The 17873-nt window shown below is 37.0% G+C and carries 16 protein-coding genes and 13 tRNA genes; 25 read left to right on the forward strand and 4 right to left on the reverse strand.

Features of this window, described 5'->3' with window-relative positions; genetic code table 11:
- The first annotated feature begins 1 nt into the window (after window position 1).
- The 13 genes from AC6UD0_RS06240 (at window position 2) to AC6UD0_RS06300 (ending at window position 1185) form a co-directional block, all read left to right on the forward strand.
- Window positions 2-75, forward strand: a tRNA-Pro gene (locus tag AC6UD0_RS06240).
- Window positions 76-100: 25 nt separating this feature from the next.
- Window positions 101-174: transfer RNA gene (locus AC6UD0_RS06245), tRNA-Met, on the forward strand.
- A gap of 9 nt (window positions 175-183) precedes the next feature.
- A tRNA-Ile gene (locus tag AC6UD0_RS06250) sits at window positions 184-257 on the forward strand.
- A 66-nt stretch (window positions 258-323) separates the two neighbouring features.
- Window positions 324-413: transfer RNA gene (locus tag AC6UD0_RS06255), tRNA-Ser, on the forward strand.
- Between the two features lie 9 nt (window positions 414-422).
- A tRNA-Met gene (locus tag AC6UD0_RS06260) sits at window positions 423-496 on the forward strand.
- 4 nt (window positions 497-500) lie between these two features.
- Window positions 501-575 (forward strand) — tRNA-Asp (locus AC6UD0_RS06265).
- Between the two features lie 7 nt (window positions 576-582).
- Window positions 583-655: transfer RNA gene (locus AC6UD0_RS06270), tRNA-Phe, on the forward strand.
- A gap of 20 nt (window positions 656-675) precedes the next feature.
- Window positions 676-746: transfer RNA gene (locus AC6UD0_RS06275), tRNA-Gly, on the forward strand.
- 16 nt (window positions 747-762) lie between these two features.
- Window positions 763-837, forward strand: a tRNA-Ile gene (locus tag AC6UD0_RS06280).
- A gap of 2 nt (window positions 838-839) precedes the next feature.
- Window positions 840-927, forward strand: a tRNA-Ser gene (locus tag AC6UD0_RS06285).
- An 8-nt stretch (window positions 928-935) separates the two neighbouring features.
- Window positions 936-1008, forward strand: a tRNA-Glu gene (locus AC6UD0_RS06290).
- A 24-nt stretch (window positions 1009-1032) separates the two neighbouring features.
- A tRNA-Met gene (locus tag AC6UD0_RS06295) sits at window positions 1033-1106 on the forward strand.
- A gap of 4 nt (window positions 1107-1110) precedes the next feature.
- Window positions 1111-1185 (forward strand) — tRNA-Asp (locus tag AC6UD0_RS06300).
- A gap of 54 nt (window positions 1186-1239) precedes the next feature.
- Here AC6UD0_RS06300 and AC6UD0_RS06305 read toward each other — a convergent pair.
- On the reverse strand, window positions 1240-1740 hold the full coding sequence (locus AC6UD0_RS06305) for a hypothetical protein (RefSeq protein ID WP_500693954.1): 501 nt from the start codon (window positions 1738-1740) through the stop codon (window positions 1240-1242).
- 103 nt (window positions 1741-1843) lie between these two features.
- Here AC6UD0_RS06305 and AC6UD0_RS06310 point away from each other — a divergent pair, with 103 nt between their 5' ends.
- The 5 genes from AC6UD0_RS06310 to AC6UD0_RS06330 all read left to right on the forward strand — a co-directional run bounded on the left by AC6UD0_RS06310 (window position 1844) and on the right by AC6UD0_RS06330 (window position 7141).
- Entirely contained in the window at window positions 1844-2584 is a 741-nt protein-coding gene (locus AC6UD0_RS06310; protein WP_500707028.1) for an MBL fold metallo-hydrolase, read from the forward strand.
- Window positions 2585-2599: 15 nt separating this feature from the next.
- Window positions 2600-3304: an adaptor protein MecA gene (locus tag AC6UD0_RS06315; protein ID WP_500707029.1), complete on the forward strand. Its 705-nt coding sequence runs from the start codon at window positions 2600-2602 to the stop codon at window positions 3302-3304.
- Window positions 3305-3389: 85 nt separating this feature from the next.
- A complete protein-coding gene (locus AC6UD0_RS06320) occupies window positions 3390-4433 on the forward strand; it encodes a competence protein CoiA (RefSeq protein WP_500708517.1) in 1044 nt (347 codons plus the stop codon).
- A 15-nt stretch (window positions 4434-4448) separates the two neighbouring features.
- Window positions 4449-6251, forward strand: coding sequence for an oligoendopeptidase F (pepF, locus tag AC6UD0_RS06325; RefSeq protein ID WP_500708501.1), 1803 nt, complete (start codon window positions 4449-4451; stop codon window positions 6249-6251).
- Window positions 6252-6331: 80 nt separating this feature from the next.
- Window positions 6332-7141: an aldo/keto reductase gene (locus AC6UD0_RS06330; protein WP_500707032.1), complete on the forward strand. Its 810-nt coding sequence runs from the start codon at window positions 6332-6334 to the stop codon at window positions 7139-7141.
- Between the two features lie 51 nt (window positions 7142-7192).
- Here the strand turns inward: AC6UD0_RS06330 and AC6UD0_RS06335 are convergent, their stop codons facing one another.
- The gene (locus tag AC6UD0_RS06335; protein ID WP_500693948.1) at window positions 7193-7777 is read right to left on the reverse strand and encodes a DsbA family protein; all 585 of its coding nucleotides are present in this window, start codon (window positions 7775-7777) and stop codon (window positions 7193-7195) included.
- Between the two features lie 176 nt (window positions 7778-7953).
- Here AC6UD0_RS06335 and AC6UD0_RS06340 point away from each other — a divergent pair, with 176 nt between their 5' ends.
- The 5 genes from AC6UD0_RS06340 to AC6UD0_RS06360 all read left to right on the forward strand — a co-directional run bounded on the left by AC6UD0_RS06340 (window position 7954) and on the right by AC6UD0_RS06360 (window position 13924).
- Window positions 7954-8598, forward strand: coding sequence for a GTP pyrophosphokinase (locus tag AC6UD0_RS06340; protein ID WP_500707033.1), 645 nt, complete (start codon window positions 7954-7956; stop codon window positions 8596-8598).
- Window positions 8595-9407, forward strand: coding sequence for an NAD kinase (locus tag AC6UD0_RS06345; RefSeq protein ID WP_500693946.1), 813 nt, complete (start codon window positions 8595-8597; stop codon window positions 9405-9407). Before AC6UD0_RS06340 ends, AC6UD0_RS06345 begins: the two co-directional genes overlap by 4 nt.
- Complete coding sequence (locus tag AC6UD0_RS06350; protein ID WP_500695521.1) at window positions 9400-10281, forward strand: RluA family pseudouridine synthase; 882 nt, start codon at window positions 9400-9402, stop codon at window positions 10279-10281. Before AC6UD0_RS06345 ends, AC6UD0_RS06350 begins: the two co-directional genes overlap by 8 nt.
- Window positions 10282-10528: 247 nt before the next feature.
- Entirely contained in the window at window positions 10529-13054 is a 2526-nt protein-coding gene (locus tag AC6UD0_RS06355) for an SH3 domain-containing protein (protein WP_500707034.1), read from the forward strand.
- Between the two features lie 72 nt (window positions 13055-13126).
- Complete coding sequence (locus AC6UD0_RS06360; RefSeq protein WP_500708503.1) at window positions 13127-13924, forward strand: MucBP domain-containing protein; 798 nt, start codon at window positions 13127-13129, stop codon at window positions 13922-13924.
- An 80-nt stretch (window positions 13925-14004) separates the two neighbouring features.
- Here the strand turns inward: AC6UD0_RS06360 and AC6UD0_RS06365 are convergent, their stop codons facing one another.
- Complete coding sequence (locus AC6UD0_RS06365) at window positions 14005-14586, reverse strand: copper homeostasis protein CutC (RefSeq protein ID WP_500693942.1); 582 nt, start codon at window positions 14584-14586, stop codon at window positions 14005-14007.
- Between the two features lie 129 nt (window positions 14587-14715).
- On the opposite strand from AC6UD0_RS06365, the gene AC6UD0_RS06370 reads away from it, so the two are divergent.
- Both AC6UD0_RS06370 and AC6UD0_RS06375 read left to right on the forward strand, forming a co-directional pair.
- Window positions 14716-15228, forward strand: a complete 513-nt coding sequence (locus AC6UD0_RS06370; protein WP_500708505.1) for a tRNA (cytidine(34)-2'-O)-methyltransferase — start codon at window positions 14716-14718, stop codon at window positions 15226-15228.
- An 18-nt stretch (window positions 15229-15246) separates the two neighbouring features.
- Window positions 15247-17640 (forward strand): FtsK/SpoIIIE family DNA translocase, encoded by a 2394-nt coding sequence (locus AC6UD0_RS06375; RefSeq protein WP_500708507.1) that lies wholly within the window; start codon window positions 15247-15249, stop codon window positions 17638-17640.
- 49 nt (window positions 17641-17689) lie between these two features.
- Here AC6UD0_RS06375 and AC6UD0_RS06380 read toward each other — a convergent pair whose 3' ends face one another.
- A complete protein-coding gene (locus tag AC6UD0_RS06380) occupies window positions 17690-17815 on the reverse strand; it encodes a DUF4044 domain-containing protein (protein ID WP_500693939.1) in 126 nt (41 codons plus the stop codon).
- Window positions 17816-17873 lie beyond the last annotated feature (58 nt).

The raw sequence follows: 17873 nt of genomic DNA on the forward strand, positions 1-17873 counted from the left end.
TCGGGAAGTAGCTCAGCTTGGTAGAGCACCTGGTTTGGGACCAGGGGGTCGCAGGTTCGAATCCTGTCTTCCCGATTAGATACTTTTATGTATCTTAAATCGCGGTGTAGCTCAGCTGGCTAGAGCGTCCGGTTCATACCCGGGAGGTCGGGGGTTCGATCCCCTCTGCCGCGATTAGGTCTTGGACCTTTAGCTCAGTTGGTTAGAGCAGACGGCTCATAACCGTCCGGTCGTAGGTTCGAGTCCTACAAGGTCCATCCGAACGCTGTTTGGTGGGCGTTGAGGTTTATTGACTTATATGTTACAATTACTTTGTTGTTTTTGGAGGATTACCCAAGTCTGGCTGAAGGGAACGGTCTTGAAAACCGTCAGGCGAGTCAAATCGCGCGAGAGTTCGAATCTCTCATCCTCCTTTATATTATCGCGGGATAGAGCAGTCTGGTAGCTCGTCGGGCTCATAACCCGGAGGTCGTTGGTTCAAATCCAGCTCCCGCAATTTTGGTTCGTTGGTCTAGTTGGTTCAGGACGCCTGCCTGTCACGCAGGAGATCACGAGTTCGAGTCTCGTACGAACCGCTTAAATGGCTCGGTAGCTCAGTTGGTAGAGCAACGGATTGAAGCTCCGTGTGTCGGCAGTTCGATTCTGTCCCGCGCCACTTAATTTAATATTTTTTATGCGGGTGTAGTTTAGTGGTAAAACCGTAGCCTTCCAAGCTACTGTCGCGAGTCCGATTCTCGTCACCCGCTTTTATTTGTTTTATTTGGGTCTATAGCTCAGTCGGTTTAGAGCGCACGCCTGATAAGCGTGAGGTCGATGGTTCGAGTCCACCTAGACCCATTGGAGAAGTACTCAAGTGGCTGAAGAGGCGCCCCTGCTAAGGGTGTAGGTCGCGCAAGCGGCGCGAGAGTTCGAATCTCTCCTTCTCCGTTTATTATGACCCGTTGGTCAAGTGGTTTAAGACACTGCCCTTTCACGGCAGTAACATGGGTTCGAATCCCGTACGGGTCATCATTATTTTTACTATATAATTATCGCGGGATAGAGCAGTCTGGTAGCTCGTCGGGCTCATAACCCGGAGGTCGTTGGTTCAAATCCAGCTCCCGCAATTTTGGTTCGTTGGTCTAGTTGGTTTAGGACGCCTGCCTGTCACGCAGGAGATCACGAGTTCGAGTCTCGTACGAACCGTATCATTATCATATAAAAAAAGAGATGAATAATTCATCTCTTTTTTTATATCTATTAATTATTTGTTGGTGCAACCCGTTGATAACTAGCTGAGCGGTAATCAATGTTAGGATCGTTTTTGAATTTAGAAACAATACTTTCAGGACGATTAGCCCAATCATTGTATGCGTATGCTCCACGCCACAAAGTGAGAATAATACGTTTAGTATGATCTTTTGAATCTGACATATAGTATCCAGAAAACATCCCACTTGGTAATTCAGGACTACTCATGAAGGTGTTCATGTTTGCATCTAAAACTTTACGTTGGTCATCTGATGGTGAAAGTTCTACATAATTAATGAAATAACTCCAGTTGTCTTCGCCAACGTGTGAAAGGACGTCATAAGTGATGGGACTTTTGAAAATTGATTCCTTTCCACTGTAATCCAGGAGCTGGAGGCCTGAATCATTATTGTTGGTGGAGAATAGTGCTAAATCCCTTTCAGGATTACTTTTCATGATGTGCACTAATACATTCTTCGTGCCAAATGTTACAGAAATTTGTCTTATCATATTATTAACTTCCTTTTGATGTAAATTGCTTCATAATTAGTTTAGAATAAATCCTAATGAGTTAAAAGGAAAATGTCCTAATTTTTGGAAATGGGGGATAAAAATGAAACTTACGGTTTTAGGTGATTATGGTGGTTATCCTTATGATGGAATTGGTACTAGTGGATATTTAGTTACTAGCGGTAACTTTAATTTGTTAATTGACTGTGGGAGCGGAGTAATGCTTTCATTAGAAAGGGTTTTAGATCCACTAAAATTAAATGCAGTTATCTTGTCACATTATCATGCAGATCACATCGCAGATGTTGGGGTGTTACAGTACTATTGGCAGTTACATGATAAACGTTATGACACCGATGTTTTGCCAATTTACGGAAACACAGCTGATCAGATTCATTACAACCAGTTAGATTGGCCCAATTCGACTGAGAAAGAACCCTTTAGTGCTGATAGTGAACTTGAAGTGGGACCATTTACAGTCACATTTTTAAAGACGATTCATCCCGTGCCAGCCTTTGCGATGAAGATTGTTGAACGATCATCTGGAAAAGTATTGAGTTATACAGCTGATACACGTTATTTTGATGGTCTAATTAATTTTGTTAAGAACTCTGATATGTTAATATCAGATACGAATTTCTTTGAGGACGTGGATGGTGAATTGTGGCATATGACTTCTAAACAGTCGGGTCACTTAGCTCGATTGTCAGATAGTAAGAACCTGTTAATAAGTCATCTCCCTCAAAGTGGTAGTCACGTAAAATTGTTACAGCAAGCACAACAAGCCGCTGGTAAAAAGGTTAATGTTGAATTGCCTAAAATAAGAAAGGCAATTAGGATTTAGGAGGCGATTCGTTTTATGAAATTCCATCGTGTTAATAAAGATACAATCCGTGTATTGATTAACAAGGAAGACTTAAAAAAACATGGAATTGGAATGCTTGATCTTTTAGGGAATCGAGAAAAATGTGAACAATTTTTCTATAGCATTCTTGATGAAGCTGACGTTGAAAAAGACTTTACGGATACAGATACGGTTTTGTTTCAAATTCTTCCTAGCCAAGATGGATTAGAGTTATTTATTAGTAAAGATAAGAATATTTCAAATCAAATTGGTGATAATGGTGGGATGTTACCTCCATTAAATGAAAATAGGAAGCAACGAACCAGAAAAAACGTTAATGATATTCGCAAGATGTATGATATCTTTGATAAAAAGACTGGTAAACGACTAATTCCAATCAAATTCAATTCATTTGATGATTTAATTGGTCTTGCCAATAAATGGAAAGAAGTTACTCCCCGCCATTCAGTAGAATTAAAAACTGATTTGTATCAATATCAAAATTCGTATATTATTATGTTTAGATACTATTTGAATGGTCAATACGATAGTGAGGGTAATTCTAATCTTGATGACCTTAATCATATGATTAATGATGAAATGGGAATTGTTTATGAGTATGGGAAAATTGCACCACTGACTGAAGACAAATTAAAGAAGTATGGTAAGCAAATTACGGTTGGTGATGCACTTGAAACAATTGCATATTATTTTAAGTAAAAAGATTCGCATTTAGCGAATCTTTTTTCGTATATTGCGAAGGGTCTTTTTTATGTTAATGGCTTTAGAAAATGGAAAGCTAATTATGGCACGAGATGCCAAAAGGAATCATAAATATTATTGCTGTGATTGTGGTGAATTGGTGGTTTTGAAAAAAGGTATTAATAAAATTCCACATTTTGCTCATCAAGCAAATTCGAAGTGTAAAACGGGAGCCGGTGAATCTTATGCGCATACACTTGGCAAAGACATCATATTAAACTCGTTACCATGTGATGCTGATGTAGAGGTATATTTACCAGCTTTAAAACAACGAGCGGATATTCTTTTGAGTAATATGGCAATTGAGTATCAATGCAGCCCTATTAGCTTTAAACAGTTGAGTAAGCGGGTAGCTGGTTACCATTCAATTGGCTTGGAATCTTCTTGGATTTTGGGAATGAAATATTATAAAAAGAAGGTTTCGAGTCCTTCGGTACTTCAATTCATTAGATATCATAAAAACACGGGGTACTATCTTGTTTATATGAATTCTTTTAGATCACGATATTTTATCCGCTACCAAATTCATCAAGTTGATGGGGTCTATCGTTACCGAGAGAAGTCATTTAAACGCTGGTATTCAATGTTTGAATTTTTTAACAAAAAGCAATCTGATAAATTAAAGCAGCCCAATTTAATCAAAGTATGTAAACAAATTGAGAAGAAAGTTCGCTATCGTGATCAGGGAATGATGGCATTACAGGAATACTGTTACCTAAATGGAAAGACGGTGACTGGATGTCCACTTATTTGTCATCATTATCGGATGTTGCCTCCAGTTTTTGGTCACCAGTGGTTGACTTGGGAAATAATTTTCATCTGTGAACTAAAAAAGTGGGTTGGTAAAAGTATTTTTCAATTTATGGATAAAGTATATCAAGAAAGCCATTTTGCTGATCCAAATGATCAATTTGTTTTTCTAACCAGTGTTGAAAATGTAAGGAAGGCTTATATTCAAAGATTTGTGGCTTGTTTGATTCATAATAAGCTGTTGGTGATTGATGATGGAAAGATTGAACGAGTTGAAGAATTTACATGGTATAGAGATGTTTATGCTAAGATAAGCATGATTAAGAAACGTTCATGAAATGGAGATTGTAAAATGTCAAAGATAAATGATTTGCCAAATCGAAACGAGGTTCCAAAAGAATTAACTTGGGATTTGACTACTGTGTATAAGGATCATGCGGAGTTTGAACGAGCATATAGTGAAGTTAGTGATTTAGTTGGAAGAGTTAGTCAATTAAAAGGGCAACTTGGCTTAAATAGTGAATCGCTTTTAAGTGTAATTAGGCAAGTATTGGACTTGAATCGAAAATATGAAAAATTATATGTTTATGCTCAGTCAGCTAGTGATGTTGATACTACTAATAATGAATTACAGAGTGACATGGACCGGGTTGAAAAACTAGGAAGTAAGGTGGGACAATCACAGTCTTGGTTAGAACCCGAAATCATTTCCTTAGGGTCTGAAAGCATCGAACAGTTTATTAGGGAAAATCCAAAGTTGGAAGAATATCGAAGATTTTTTGATAAGATTTTAGTTAATCAGGATCATGTTTTACCTGAGGACCAAGAAAAGTTGATGGCTAGGGCTTCAACAATTTTTGAGGCACCCGAAAAGACATTTGGAATCTTAGATAGTTCTGACCTTAAATTTCCTCAGGTGGATGATGGGTCGGGTAAAAAAGTGCGACTTTCTAACGGTATTTATAGTTTACTTCTAGAGTCGCAAAAGCCAGAAGTGAGAAAAAATGCTTTTAGGGCTTTTTATTCCACCTTTGATCAATTTCAAAACACGCTTGCTTCAACTTTGTCAGCAGAGGTATCTGTTCATAACTTTGAAGCACAGACGAGAAAATATGATTCAGCAAGACAAATGGCAATGAGTGAAAATGAGATTCCTGAAACTGTCTATACAACCTTAGTAAAAAGTGTTCATGAACACCTACCGTTATTTCATCGGTACGTTGCGCTTAGAAAAAAAGCTTTAAATGTTTCTGAATTACACATGTATGATATGTACGTGCCATTAAGTGGAAAACCAAGTCTTAAGTATTCCTTTGGTCGAGCCAAGGATGAAGCTTTAAAAGCACTAAGTGTTTACGGTCCTGACTACGTTAAACACGTTAAAGAAGAATTTAATAACCGCTGGATTGATGTAGTTGAAAATAAAGGGAAACGTACAGGAGCATACTCATCTGGGATGTATGATACGAATCCATTTGTTTTGCTTAATTGGCAAGATAATCTTGATAATTTATACACTTTGGTGCACGAAACAGGACATAGTATGCACAGCTACTATACATCTCATAACCAACCATACCAGTACGGCGATTATTCAATCTTCGTGGCCGAAATTGCGTCAACTACTAACGAAAATATCTTGACTGATTACTTACTTAAAAATAATTCTGATCCAGAAGTCCGCAAATACGTCCTTAATTCTTATTTAGATGGGGTAAAGGGAACGATTTTTCGGCAAACTCAGTTTGCTGAATTTGAAGAGTTTATCCATCAATCAGAACAAGAAGGAAAGTCGTTAACTGCGGAATTTATGAACAAATATTACTTTAATTTGAACCAAGAGTACTATGGAAAAGACGTTGTTTCTGATCTTGAGATTCGACTTGAATGGTCCAGGATTCCTCATTTTTACTATGATTTCTACGTTTATCAGTACGCAACTGGTTTTGCGGCTGCTTCCGCATTAGCGGATCGAGTTATGAGTGGAGATCCTAAAAAGATTGATTCGTATCTGAACTATTTAAAATCAGGAAGTAGTAAGGATCCGATTACTATTATGAAAGCAGCTGGAGTGGATATGACTAAACCGGATTATTTAAATCAAGCCTTTGATAAGTTTGAAAGACGCTTAGATGAATTGGAAAAAATGCTTTAGATTTACTATAAGCACAATGTTTGAAATATTATGTGAGAGGAATATGCTGTACTTGTAATTAATTGAGGAGGGGTGTTTGCATGACAGCTAGAGATGAAACATTTACATTAAACAATGGGATTAAGATTCCCAAGATTTTTTTTGGAACCTATGAAATTCCAGCTAGAGAGACGGAAAAGAGTGTCGATCAAGCATTAAAAGATGGTTATCCTGGGATCGATACTGCACGTGATTATGGAAATGAACGTGAAGTTGGAAATGCAATCAAGAACAGTGATGTTAACCGTGATGATATTTTTCTGACCACTAAGATTGAAAGCCCAGAATCTTATGATGAAGCAACTAAAATGATTGATGAAGCACTGGAAAAACTACAAACTGACTATATTGATTTAATGTTGTATCATTGGCCTGCAGGTGATTTAACGGAAACTTACAGAGCAATGGGAGATGCCGTTAAGGCTGGTAAACTAAAGAGCATCGGTTTGTCCAACTTTTATGGTGATGATCTCAGTACCATTTTGAAGAGTGCAACCATTAAACCAGTTGTCGATCAAGTTGAGACTAACGTATTTCGGCAACAAAGGGACTTTTTGCCGGTTGCTAAAAAAGATGATTTACGACTGGAAGCTTGGTCACCATTTGCACGAGGTCGTAACGGCTTCTTTACCAATGAAACGTTGGGAAAGATTGCTCAAGCTCACGATAAGACCATTGGTCAGGTTGGTCTTCGCTTCTTAATTCAAAATGGAATTATTGTTTTACCACGATCCACTAAACCAGATCGGATTAAAAGTAATTTGGATATTTTCAATTTTGAGTTAACACCCGATGAAATGAAAGAAATTAATAAACTAGATACTGAAAAGAGCCAGTTTGGTTGGCTTTAGTAACAAAAAAGTGGTCTTGCACCTAATAGGTGCGAGACCACTTTTTTTATTCTAGAGGACCCTTAGATTATTTGTTTGTTTAATTTTACCATCAAGTTCTCGTGATTCCTTTTGAATTATGTGATTACAAATATCAAATAACTCTTGGTAGTCAACTTTATCAATTAGTAAACCGTTGTCTGAAGAATCACAGTCGAATATTACTAGATTACCATGATTTGAGATATTCATTTCTGAAATCATTTGTTGATCAGATTGAAAGGTGCTCTCAGTTAATTTTGAACGACGGTCTTCTTTAAACATTTCCAAGTCTAGATTAGCTTTTTGGGCAATGTCGTAAACTAAGCTATCACAGTAAGTCATGTTTCTTTTTAGAATGTCGTGCTGTAGTGCAAATAAAAAGGTTCGACCTTTTTTTGCTCCTTGAAATAGTGCTGCTTTATAATCAAGGATTAGTTTATATGGAAGAAGTTGTGAGTGAGCTTCCTTATTACCTGATATAACGCTAAGGTTCATGATCGGAATGATTCGAAATGATGTCTTACAGGGTAATTGCTTTGATAAACGATCAATAGTTTGTTCAGATTCAGCACAATCACTGCAAGTTGGGTCTACAAATAAATATAGTTCAATCATAACTTTTTCCTTTCCTAGTTTGTTATCTTTCTCTTCTATAACGACGCACTTACTAGATTATCATTTTTTTATAAAAATTCAATAAATTTGTTTTAGTACTCTTATTATACTGGGATGATAATTAAGTGTGGTATTATGTTTCTGGAACAATATGACAGACTGGAGATTGTTGTTTTATGGTGAAGAATTGGGATGACTTTTTATTTCCATATCAAGAAGCTTCAAATGAATTAAAATTAAAATTACGTGGGATTCGCTCCGAGTACTTAGAACGTGGTGAACGCTCACCAATTGAGTTTGTTACTAGTAGAATTAAGCCAATCGATAGTATCAAGGAAAAGATGCAGCGACGTCACATTGAAGAATCACGTTTGTCTGAAGACATGGAAGATATTTGTGGGTTGCGCATTATGTGTGAATTTCTTGATGATATTTACACGGTAGTAGACATTCTTAGAAAACGAAATGACATTAATATTTTAGAAGAACGGGATTACGTTAATAATGAGAAAGCCAGTGGCTACCGTTCATACCACATTGTATTTAGTTATCCCTTGCAGTTAGTCGATGGGCAAAGGGATATTCTGGCTGAAATTCAAATTAGAACTTTAGCAATGAACTTTTGGGCTACCATTGAACATTCTTTAAATTATAAGCATCCTGATGTTTTTCCTCCTGAAGTTCATAAGAGGTTACAGGGGGCATCGGAAACCGCTTATAAGTTGGATGAAGAAATGTTAGAGATTAAACAAGAGTTAGATCGAGATCTTAAGGATCAAAACGATAAACACGATAAACACGAATCGAGGGACCAAAAATGAAAATTGCAATTTATAGTAACGATGGTGAGACCTCGAGTCGAATTGCATCGGAATTATCAAAAGAGATTGAAAATGCAAAAGATTTAGAAATTGATGAACTTAATCCTGAAATTGTAATTTCCGTTGGTGGAGATGGTACGTTACTTTCTGCTTTTCATCATTACGATGATTTGACTGACAAGATTAGGTTTGTTGGAATTCACACGGGTCATTTGGGATTTTATACTGACTGGCGTGATACTGAAGTGACCCAGTTGGTTGAAAGTTTGAAGCATGATAATGGTCAAAGTGTTAGCTATCCCTTATTAGATATCGAAGTAGATTATGCTGATGGTGGCCAACCAGATTATATGATTGCGCTAAATGAGGCTACCTTTAAAAAACTGTTCGGAACGATGGTGGCCAAAGTCTTCATCAAAGGAGAACTTTTTGAAAACTTTCGTGGCGATGGATTATGTATTTCAACTCCCACTGGATCAACCGCATACAATAAATCAGTAGGGGGAGCAATTATTTCGCCTAAGTTCAATTCAATTCAAGTGGCTGAGATGGCTTCAATTAATAACCGGGTTTTTCGAACGATTGGTTCACCGATCATTATTCCACCAACTGAATCTATTACGATTGTGCCAGAGGTATCACTCCATAACGTTCTAACATACGACCAGTTATTAATTAAAGATCGTCCAATTAAGTCCATTAAATTCAAAATTTCCAAACGAAGAATTTATTTTGCCAAATATCGTCACACTCATTTTTGGCAGCGGGTAAGTAATTCATTCATTGGGGAAACCCTTGACGATGATTAGTTTTGATTGGATTTATGATGAATATAAACCCATGAAAGTCAGAACGTTTGTGATGAAAAATGGGGTTACCAGATCGCTGCTTAAAAGTATTCGTTATCATGGTGGTCACTTGATGGTAAATAGTAGGGATGTTTATACTAGTTTTGAATTATCACGTGGTGATCGAGTTAAGGTTATTTTGCCACCTGAAGAACAAAATGATTTTTTGCAGGTTTCAAATTTACCGATTAAGATTTTATTTGAAAATGATAATTTTTTGGTAATTGATAAGCCGGTCGGAGTTGCTTCAGTTCCTTCACATATTTATCCTAATGACACAATTTTAAATCGTGTTTTAGGTTATTATGTTCGTAATGATTATCCAAGTAAGAAGGTTCACATCGTTAATCGGCTTGATCGTGATACGAGTGGTCCGGTTATTTTTGCTAAGAATCATTTAGCTCATTCGGTACTTGATAAGCAACTGAAAGACCGACAGGTAAAAAAATATTATGTTGCCGTTGTGTTAGGTGAACTTAACATCAAGCACGGGCAGATTGTGCTCCCAATTGGTAGAAAACCAGGATCATTTATCGAACGAGAAGTCAGAAATGACGGCAAATATTGTCGAACTGAATTTTGGACATTGAAGGTTAATAATGGAATGTCGTTGGTCAAAATTAGGTTGCATACGGGGCGAACACATCAAATTCGGGTTCATTTTGCAAGAATTGGCTATCCGCTTGTGGGAGACTGGCTATACAATCCTTACGAACACAGCAATAAACGGCAAAAATTGCATTGTTATCAGACAATTTTTTTTGATCCGTTTGAAAAAAAAGACGTCAAAGTCGAATCCCAAATTCCCAGTGATTTTAAAGAGTTATTGAATTAAGATTTATTGATTTTTATAATATTTGGTTAGCTAAAACGTATAATTCTAGGACAATGTTGTCCTAGAATTATATTTTTTCATGAATTAAAGATGAGCCAAAATAAATAATTAAGTAAATGGGGTGGACATTTTTAAAATTTCACTTTAGAATAATTACTATTAATATTGTTTATATTTTTATTAATTTTTGATCGTTAGATGTTATACTTAATTATGATGTTACAGTTTTGAAAAGGAGAGATAATTGATGAAGAAGCTCATTAAGAAGCACAACCAAATGGCTCTTAGTACCGGAGAGACTAAACGCCGTAACAAGTTGGTGAAAACCAAAAAGGGCTGGATGAAAGTAGCCATTGGTACTGTCTTTGCCAGTGCGGCATTGTTCACGTTTAACTTAAATAGTTCAGTAAATGCTGATAAGGTAAGTACTGTCCCAGTTTCTGAAAGTGAACCGGCTTCAAATGTTCAACCAAAGAAGGAAATTGTTCAAGAACAACCAACAGTTGCAAGCACTAATCAAACCCAAAACAATAGTGGTTCAGCCCAAGTGGAAAACACTAATAAGACTGCCACTCAGTTACAACAAGCAGAATCAGTAAATGGTGAGACAAATACAGAAGTTAAGAATTCTTCTGAAACAAATGTACATACACCAACATTACAATCAAGTGATTCTAAACAATCTCAGAACGAAAATGAAGTTACTACTGATAATCAACAACCAACTAAGACTGATCAATCAGTTCAAACTAACTCATTAAATGATAGTAATGCTGTTTCAAAATCGACCGAGACTAATAATGTCAAAGATCAGAATGACTCTAATGAACAGCAACAATCACCAAAAGTTTCAGAGACTAGTGATCAACAGCAAGTAACAAAAGCTGATGCCAGTCAACAATCAGCACAGAATTCTGAAGTTGCTCTCAAGGCAGCTGATAATGCTGAAAACGAGAACAAAGTTTCTGAAAATAATAATGAGCATCAACAGAATGCAGATCAAAATCAAAACGTTAACTTAAAGGCTGACGTTGCCACTCCAGATAAGCAGATTGGTCCTGGTTATTATGATTCAAGCGTTGAAAACAACGTAAATCAAAACGTGCAACGCCCATCACAATATACTAATTTTAATGTTTCAAATAACACTAATTTTACTAGTTATACTCAGGACTTTATCAATAAGGTGACTCCTGGTGCAATTGCTGGATGGAAGAAATATGGTGTTTTACCATCAATTTCAATCGCTCAGGCCATCATTGAAAGTGGTTGGGGGAGATCTGGATTAGCCGTTAAAGGTAACAATTTATTTGGAATCAAAGGTTCTTATAACGGTCAATCAATCTACTTTCCAACTCAAGAATACATTAATGGTCAATGGGTTACTGTTCAAGCAGCCTTTAGATTATACCCAAGTTGGGCTGCAAGCATTGAAGACCATGGTGCTTTCTTAAGAGACAACCCACGTTACAGCAACTTACTTGGTGTACGAGATTACGTGAGTGTAGCCTATGCTTTACAAAATGATGGATATGCGACTGACCCTAGTTATGCTCAGACACTTATTAACTGTGTCCGTAACTATAATTTAACTAGCATCGATCAAATCGCCTTTCAAGATGAAGGAAACCCGTTACCAGCTCCAGATGTTAAACCAGCTTCTGGTACTTATACCTTCAGTCAAACGACCAATATTAGAACTTCACCAAGTCTAAGTGCTCCAGTTGTAGGACAGTATAAAGCTGGAGAGAGTGTGATTTACAATGGTACGGTTGATGCTGATGGATATACATGGTTAAGATACAAGTCATATTCTGGTGATGATTTGTATGTCGCTAAGGTAAGCGATGTACCAGCCTCAAATCCAGAGTCAAATGTCACACCAGCTTCTGGAACCTATACTTTTGGTCAAACTACCAACATTAGAACTGCTCCAAGTACAAGTTCTCAGATTGTAGGTCAGTACGATGCCGGTGAACGAGTTGTTTATGACGGGACTGTCCAAGCCGATGGATACACATGGTTAAGATATCGTGGTGGATCAGGTGCCTATCGTTACGTTGCTAAATTAAGCAATACTTCTACTCCCGCACCTAACCCAGATGCAAACGTTAAGCAAGAATCAGGGATGTATACCTTTAATCAAACTACCAACATTAGAACTGCTCCAAGTACCAGTTCACAAGTTGTGGGACAGTACGATGCCGGTGAGCGAGTTGTTTATGACGGTACTGTTAATGCCGGTGGATACACATGGTTAAGGTATAAGGCAGCTTCAGGTGCCTACCGTTACGTTGCCAAACTAGATAACAATACTTCAACTCCAAACAACCAACCAAATGTCACTGAAACTTCAGGTACTTATACATTTGGTCAAACTACAAACGTCAGAACTGCTCCAAATACTAATTCACAGGTCGTAGGCCAATATAATGCTGGTGAACGAGTAGTGTACGATGGCAAAGTAATTGCTAATGGATACACATGGTTAAGATATCGTGGTGGATCAGGTGCCTACCGTTATGTTGCTGAATTAGGAAATGGTTCTGTTTCTGGTAACAACCAATCAGACGTTACTCCCACTTCTGGCCGATTTACTTTCAGACACGCTACTAACATTAGAACTTCACCAAGTACTAGTTCACAAGTTGTGGGACAATATGATGCTGGAGAAAGCGTTGTTTATGATGGCAAAGTAATTGCTAATGGATACACATGGTTAAGATACCGAGCAGCTTCAGGTGCTTACCGTTACGTTGCCGACTTGAACTAAAATTAATTAGGTGAAAATAATTTTTAGAAACACCCTTAAACATTTTCAAATAAATGAAATGGAGTATGGATTATGAACTTAAAGAAAGTAACCTCACTAATTTTAATTAGTTTTGCAGTGGTCACCATTGGAGTGTTTGTGCCTAATGTGGGACATGTTAATGCGCAAACTACTCAATTTGCGCAGGGTAATAGTGGTCAAGGGGAGATTGTAGTTCACTACGTTGATCAAAATGGTCACGTAATTCGTCCTGCAACCACCGCCATGGGAGCAACTGGTAGTACCTATATTGCGTCGATTCCTAACATTCCTGGATACAAGTATTCTAGTATTCAAAATGGACAAAATAATAGTAATGGCCCCCAAATGACATTTGGTGGTAGTGATAGTTCGACAGATATTATGGAAATGACGATTATTTATTCATCAACTGGTAACAGTACGGCAAATAATAAACAACCTAACCGTGCTAATGCTGGTGTGAGTTCCAATGGTAGTAATAGTAGTCAGATTAATGGTAAGAATAAAAATAATAACGGGACTAGTGATAGTTCAGCTACTGGTACCCAGAAAAATGCTACTAGTAATAATCAGACAAATGAAAAAGCCAAGGATCAATCAAAGGCCAAAGATAATTTCCAAAAACCCAATGCTGATAAGAATGCCAAGGATAAAAAGAATCAATCTGATAAGAAGAATCAGAAAAATAAAAAGGCAAAAAAAGATCATGACAAAAATGATGCTAAGCACGAGAAAAAAGATGGGAGCATTACTCCCTGGGTAGTTGGAGGAATTATTGTGGTGGTAGTTGCTGGAGTTGGTGCTTTTCTATGGCACAAGTTCAGAGGACCACGTCATTTTGAGCATTAAAAAAGTTCATTGATTGGAGAAAAACAAATAATCCCGTAACGTTAGTTTTTAGCGTTACGGGATTATTTTTATAGCTGAAGCTATTTTTTGTTAATTATAATATTGGGATCAGCAATCTTTTGGACCTTATCCAATTCATCTTTGGACTCTACGAGTGGAATTAACTGAAGATTCTGATAATTTTTTATTTTTGCAGATAAACTTTCTATTCTGGTTGATGCAACTACTCCAGCAAAGTTATTGTTATCAATCCAGTTCAGAGTATCAGTCCATTTTTTTTCAATTATTTGATCAAATGCAGGTGAAAAATACAGTTGCATGCCGCCTGCTGCTGCCATCAAAATTTCCATGGCCTCTAAGTCGACTTTATTTTGGTCATTTAAAGCACCAATAATGACACCATCAACACCTAACTCTTGGCATTGGAAAAGATCATCTTCCATTATTTTTATCTCAGAATCATTAAAGGTACTAGTATTATTATTTGATGAAATTAAGACGTCGAGGCTTCGCTTTTTTTCGTGAGCATATTTACATGCTTCTGCGATAAATCCACGACTAGGGGTCATCATTTCCTGATTAATTGCAATTTTTAATTGAGAACTTTCAAGTTCAGCAGATACCTCTCTAAATTTTGATACAAGTGGTTCAACGATTGTCATATAAACTACCTCCTGCAACAATTATAACTATTATAGATCTGAATTGACATCGATTTTGCGCTTAAATGGAATTAGACGCGTGATATAATTGAAAAAGAAAGTTATTGAACGAATTATTGGAGGATGTAAATGACTAATCATATTGCATTATTTGAACCATTAATGCCATCTAATACTGGCAATATTGCAAGAACATGTGCGGGAACTGATACCGTTCTTGATTTAATTAAACCATTGGGTTTTTCGGTTGATGATAAACACTTAAAGAGAGCTGGATTAGATTACTGGGATAAGGTTAAGATCAATTATCACGAGAATCTTCCTGAATTTTTAAAAACCATTCCAGACAAGCAAAGGTTGTTTTTGGTTTCAAAGTTTGGGAAAAAGGTGTATACAGATCCTAATTATAGTGATGATAACGTGGATTATTATTTTTTGTTTGGAAAAGAAACGACGGGATTGCCCGAAAACTTTGAACGTCAGTATTCCAAACAAGCTATTAGAATTCCTCAAGATGATTCTCATATTCGAGCATTGAATTTATCGAACACTTGTGCGATTGTAATATATGAGGCTTTAAGGCAACAGAAATTTGCTGGACTTGAAGTGACTCATACTTATGAGCACGATAAATTAAAATAATGCGAAGGGGTGCCTTAGTTGGCTCAACGAAAAACAAAACGTAAAACTACAAAGCGTAACATAACGAGAAAACGTCGTCCAAGGAAAAAAAGAAATTCTGTTTGGAACAAATTAAAGAACTTTTGCGGTGAAAAGAAATTAAATATTATTGGTTTGATTTTTATGTTGATCGCCGTTTTAGGCTTTTTCAGCTTAGGAATGGCGGGGACCCTGTTTGCTAATGTATTTCGGTTAGTGGTTGGGAACGCCTACCAGGTTTTGGCAATTTTTCTAGGTGTTTTTGGCATCTTATTGCTTCTAGGAATTAAGATTCCTCGAATCGATTACCATTATATTTTGGGTTTTTTGATAGCATTTATTGGTTGGATTTTAAACTTATCCATTACCTTTTCGAATTCTTTAAATTCCCATGTTAACTTTGTGTCCACCACCTTCAATGCGTTACTTTCTGATATTACTAACGGTGTCTCTACTAGTAACGTTGGGGGTGGGATGATTGGCGCTACGTTATTATCTTTTTTCGATACCCTTATCTCGTTAGTTGGGACTTTGATCCTTGCTTACAGTTTAATGGTCGTTGGAGCGATCATCTTCTTTAAACTACCAGTTATTAAGTGGCTCAAAGGCTTTTTGACTTGGTCAGCTAAGTGGTTTACTGCGATTATTGCGTCATTTAATCGGGCGCACCTGAATAATCAAGAGCGACGAAATAATCGAAAATTACAAAAGCAGCAATCAGCAAAGACAAATCAGTTTCAAGATTATCTAGGACATCAAAAAGAAAATGAGAAGAACAGTTCGCGGTCTCAAGCATCCGTTAATTCACCAACTGTTCCAGTCAATAAGCCAACGGAACATGTTGGTGTTAAACAAGATGAGAATACTCCTCACATAACGGTTGCAAGTAAGAAGCCTAAACGGAATCATTTTGATAATGAAACCAAAACGAGTTTACCAACTTTTGAAAATAATTCTTCTGGTAACCACTATCAACTTCCTTCAACTAATCTCCTTACTAAAGTGCCAGAGCAAGATCAGACTGCAGAATATAATGCGATCGATAAAAATACGAAAATTCTACAAAAGACTTTAAAGAGTTTCGGGGTTGATGCTGAGGTAAAAAATGTAAGCTTAGGACCATCGGTTACCGAATATGAGTTGCATCCAGCAATTGGTGTAAAAGTTTCTAAAATTGTCAATTTGAGTGATGATATTGCACTTGCATTAGCAGCAAAAGACATCAGGATTGAAGCACCAATTCCAGGCAAATCTTTAATTGGGATCGAAGTTCCTAATAAAGCAATTTCGACCGTTTCGTTTCGGGATGTATTTGAAAATCAGACCGGCAATAACCATGGTATTTTAAATGTTCCTTTGGGTAAAAACGTTAACGGTGACGTTGTTTCTTGCGATATTACCAAAATGCCTCATTTGTTAATTGCGGGATCAACTGGAAGTGGTAAGTCGGTTGCAATTAATTCAATTCTCACTAGTATTCTTTTAAAAGCGACTCCCGACCAGGTTAAATTTATGTTAATTGACCCTAAGAAAGTTGAGTTGGGTGTTTATAATGGGATTCCTCATCTTTTAAGCCCAGTGGTTTCAGATCCTAAGAAAGCCGCTCGCGCTCTTCATAAAGTGGTTGATGAAATGGAACATCGTTATGAGATGTTTGCCCAGACAGGTCAACGTAAAATTAGTGGATATAATAAGTATATTCAAGAAAAGAATCGGACTGAAGGTACGGCTCTTCCAACTCTCCCATACATTGTAGTGGTTGTTGATGAACTAGCTGATTTAATGATGACGGTCTCAAATGAAGTGGAGAGTGCCATCATTAGACTAGCTCAGATGGGAAGAGCAGCTGGGGTTCATATGATTTTGGCAACTCAACGTCCGTCAGTTGATGTTATTACCGGATTGATTAAAGCTAATGTCCCATCAAGAATCGCTTTTGCGGTATCAAGTGGAGTTGATTCAAGAACAATTTTAGATACGAATGGAGCTGAAAAATTACTTGGGAGGGGTGATATGCTGTATCTCCCGATCGATCAAAACATTCCAGCGCGTGTCCAAGGTTCCTTTATTTCTGATAGTGATGTTGAAAACGTGATTGATTTTGTCAAGAAACAAGCTGAGCCAGAATATGATGACTCAATGATGGTTACTGATGCTGAAATTAAAGAAGAAGAAAAAGACGATGATGAGGATGATCTATTTGATGATGCTCTGAAATTTGTTGTAAAAGAACAAAAAGCCAGTACGTCGATGATTCAACGTCAGTTTCGAATTGGTTATAATCGGGCGGCTCGGATTGTTGATGATATGGAACAACGTGGGTATATTGGACCACAGCATGGAAGTAAACCTAGAGACGTCTATAAGAAGCCTTCCTCTGATGATGAAAAATAAAAAGACACTCTGAATTTGCTTCAGAATGCCCTAAAACGATATTATTAATTTACATGCCACCAAAGAAAGCAGCTGCTGATCCAGCAACCACTGATAAAATGGTTGCAATAATCATTAACCAAACAAAGATCATTAAGATCTTTTGAAACGTTGTTTTATCTTTCCATTTATTCAAAGTATCCACCACTTTCAGTATTCATACTGTCACAATTCTAACTTTGAACTAAAAATAT

It is taken from the genome of Fructilactobacillus sp. X7R9C1 (assembly GCF_059901005.1).

What these genes read in the sequence shown, in the direction of transcription:
- AC6UD0_RS06365 (WP_500693942.1), bottom strand. Translation starts at nt 14,586, where the DNA reads ATGACAATCGTTGAACCACTTGTATCAAAATTTAGAGAGGTATCTGCT.
- AC6UD0_RS06335 (WP_500693948.1), bottom strand. Translation starts at nt 7,777, where the DNA reads ATGATTGAACTATATTTATTTGTAGACCCAACTTGCAGTGATTGTGCT.
- AC6UD0_RS06355 (WP_500707034.1), top strand. Translation starts at nt 10,529, where the DNA reads ATGAAGAAGCTCATTAAGAAGCACAACCAAATGGCTCTTAGTACCGGA.
- AC6UD0_RS06360 (WP_500708503.1), top strand. Translation starts at nt 13,127, where the DNA reads ATGAACTTAAAGAAAGTAACCTCACTAATTTTAATTAGTTTTGCAGTG.
- AC6UD0_RS06320 (WP_500708517.1), top strand. Translation starts at nt 3,390, where the DNA reads ATGGCACGAGATGCCAAAAGGAATCATAAATATTATTGCTGTGATTGT.
- AC6UD0_RS06340 (WP_500707033.1), top strand. Translation starts at nt 7,954, where the DNA reads ATGGTGAAGAATTGGGATGACTTTTTATTTCCATATCAAGAAGCTTCA.
- AC6UD0_RS06330 (WP_500707032.1), top strand. Translation starts at nt 6,332, where the DNA reads ATGACAGCTAGAGATGAAACATTTACATTAAACAATGGGATTAAGATT.
- AC6UD0_RS06315 (WP_500707029.1), top strand. Translation starts at nt 2,600, where the DNA reads ATGAAATTCCATCGTGTTAATAAAGATACAATCCGTGTATTGATTAAC.
- AC6UD0_RS06370 (WP_500708505.1), top strand. Translation starts at nt 14,716, where the DNA reads ATGACTAATCATATTGCATTATTTGAACCATTAATGCCATCTAATACT.
- pepF (WP_500708501.1), top strand. Translation starts at nt 4,449, where the DNA reads ATGTCAAAGATAAATGATTTGCCAAATCGAAACGAGGTTCCAAAAGAA.
- AC6UD0_RS06350 (WP_500695521.1), top strand. Translation starts at nt 9,400, where the DNA reads ATGATTAGTTTTGATTGGATTTATGATGAATATAAACCCATGAAAGTC.
- AC6UD0_RS06310 (WP_500707028.1), top strand. Translation starts at nt 1,844, where the DNA reads ATGAAACTTACGGTTTTAGGTGATTATGGTGGTTATCCTTATGATGGA.
- AC6UD0_RS06345 (WP_500693946.1), top strand. Translation starts at nt 8,595, where the DNA reads ATGAAAATTGCAATTTATAGTAACGATGGTGAGACCTCGAGTCGAATT.
- AC6UD0_RS06305 (WP_500693954.1), bottom strand. Translation starts at nt 1,740, where the DNA reads ATGATAAGACAAATTTCTGTAACATTTGGCACGAAGAATGTATTAGTG.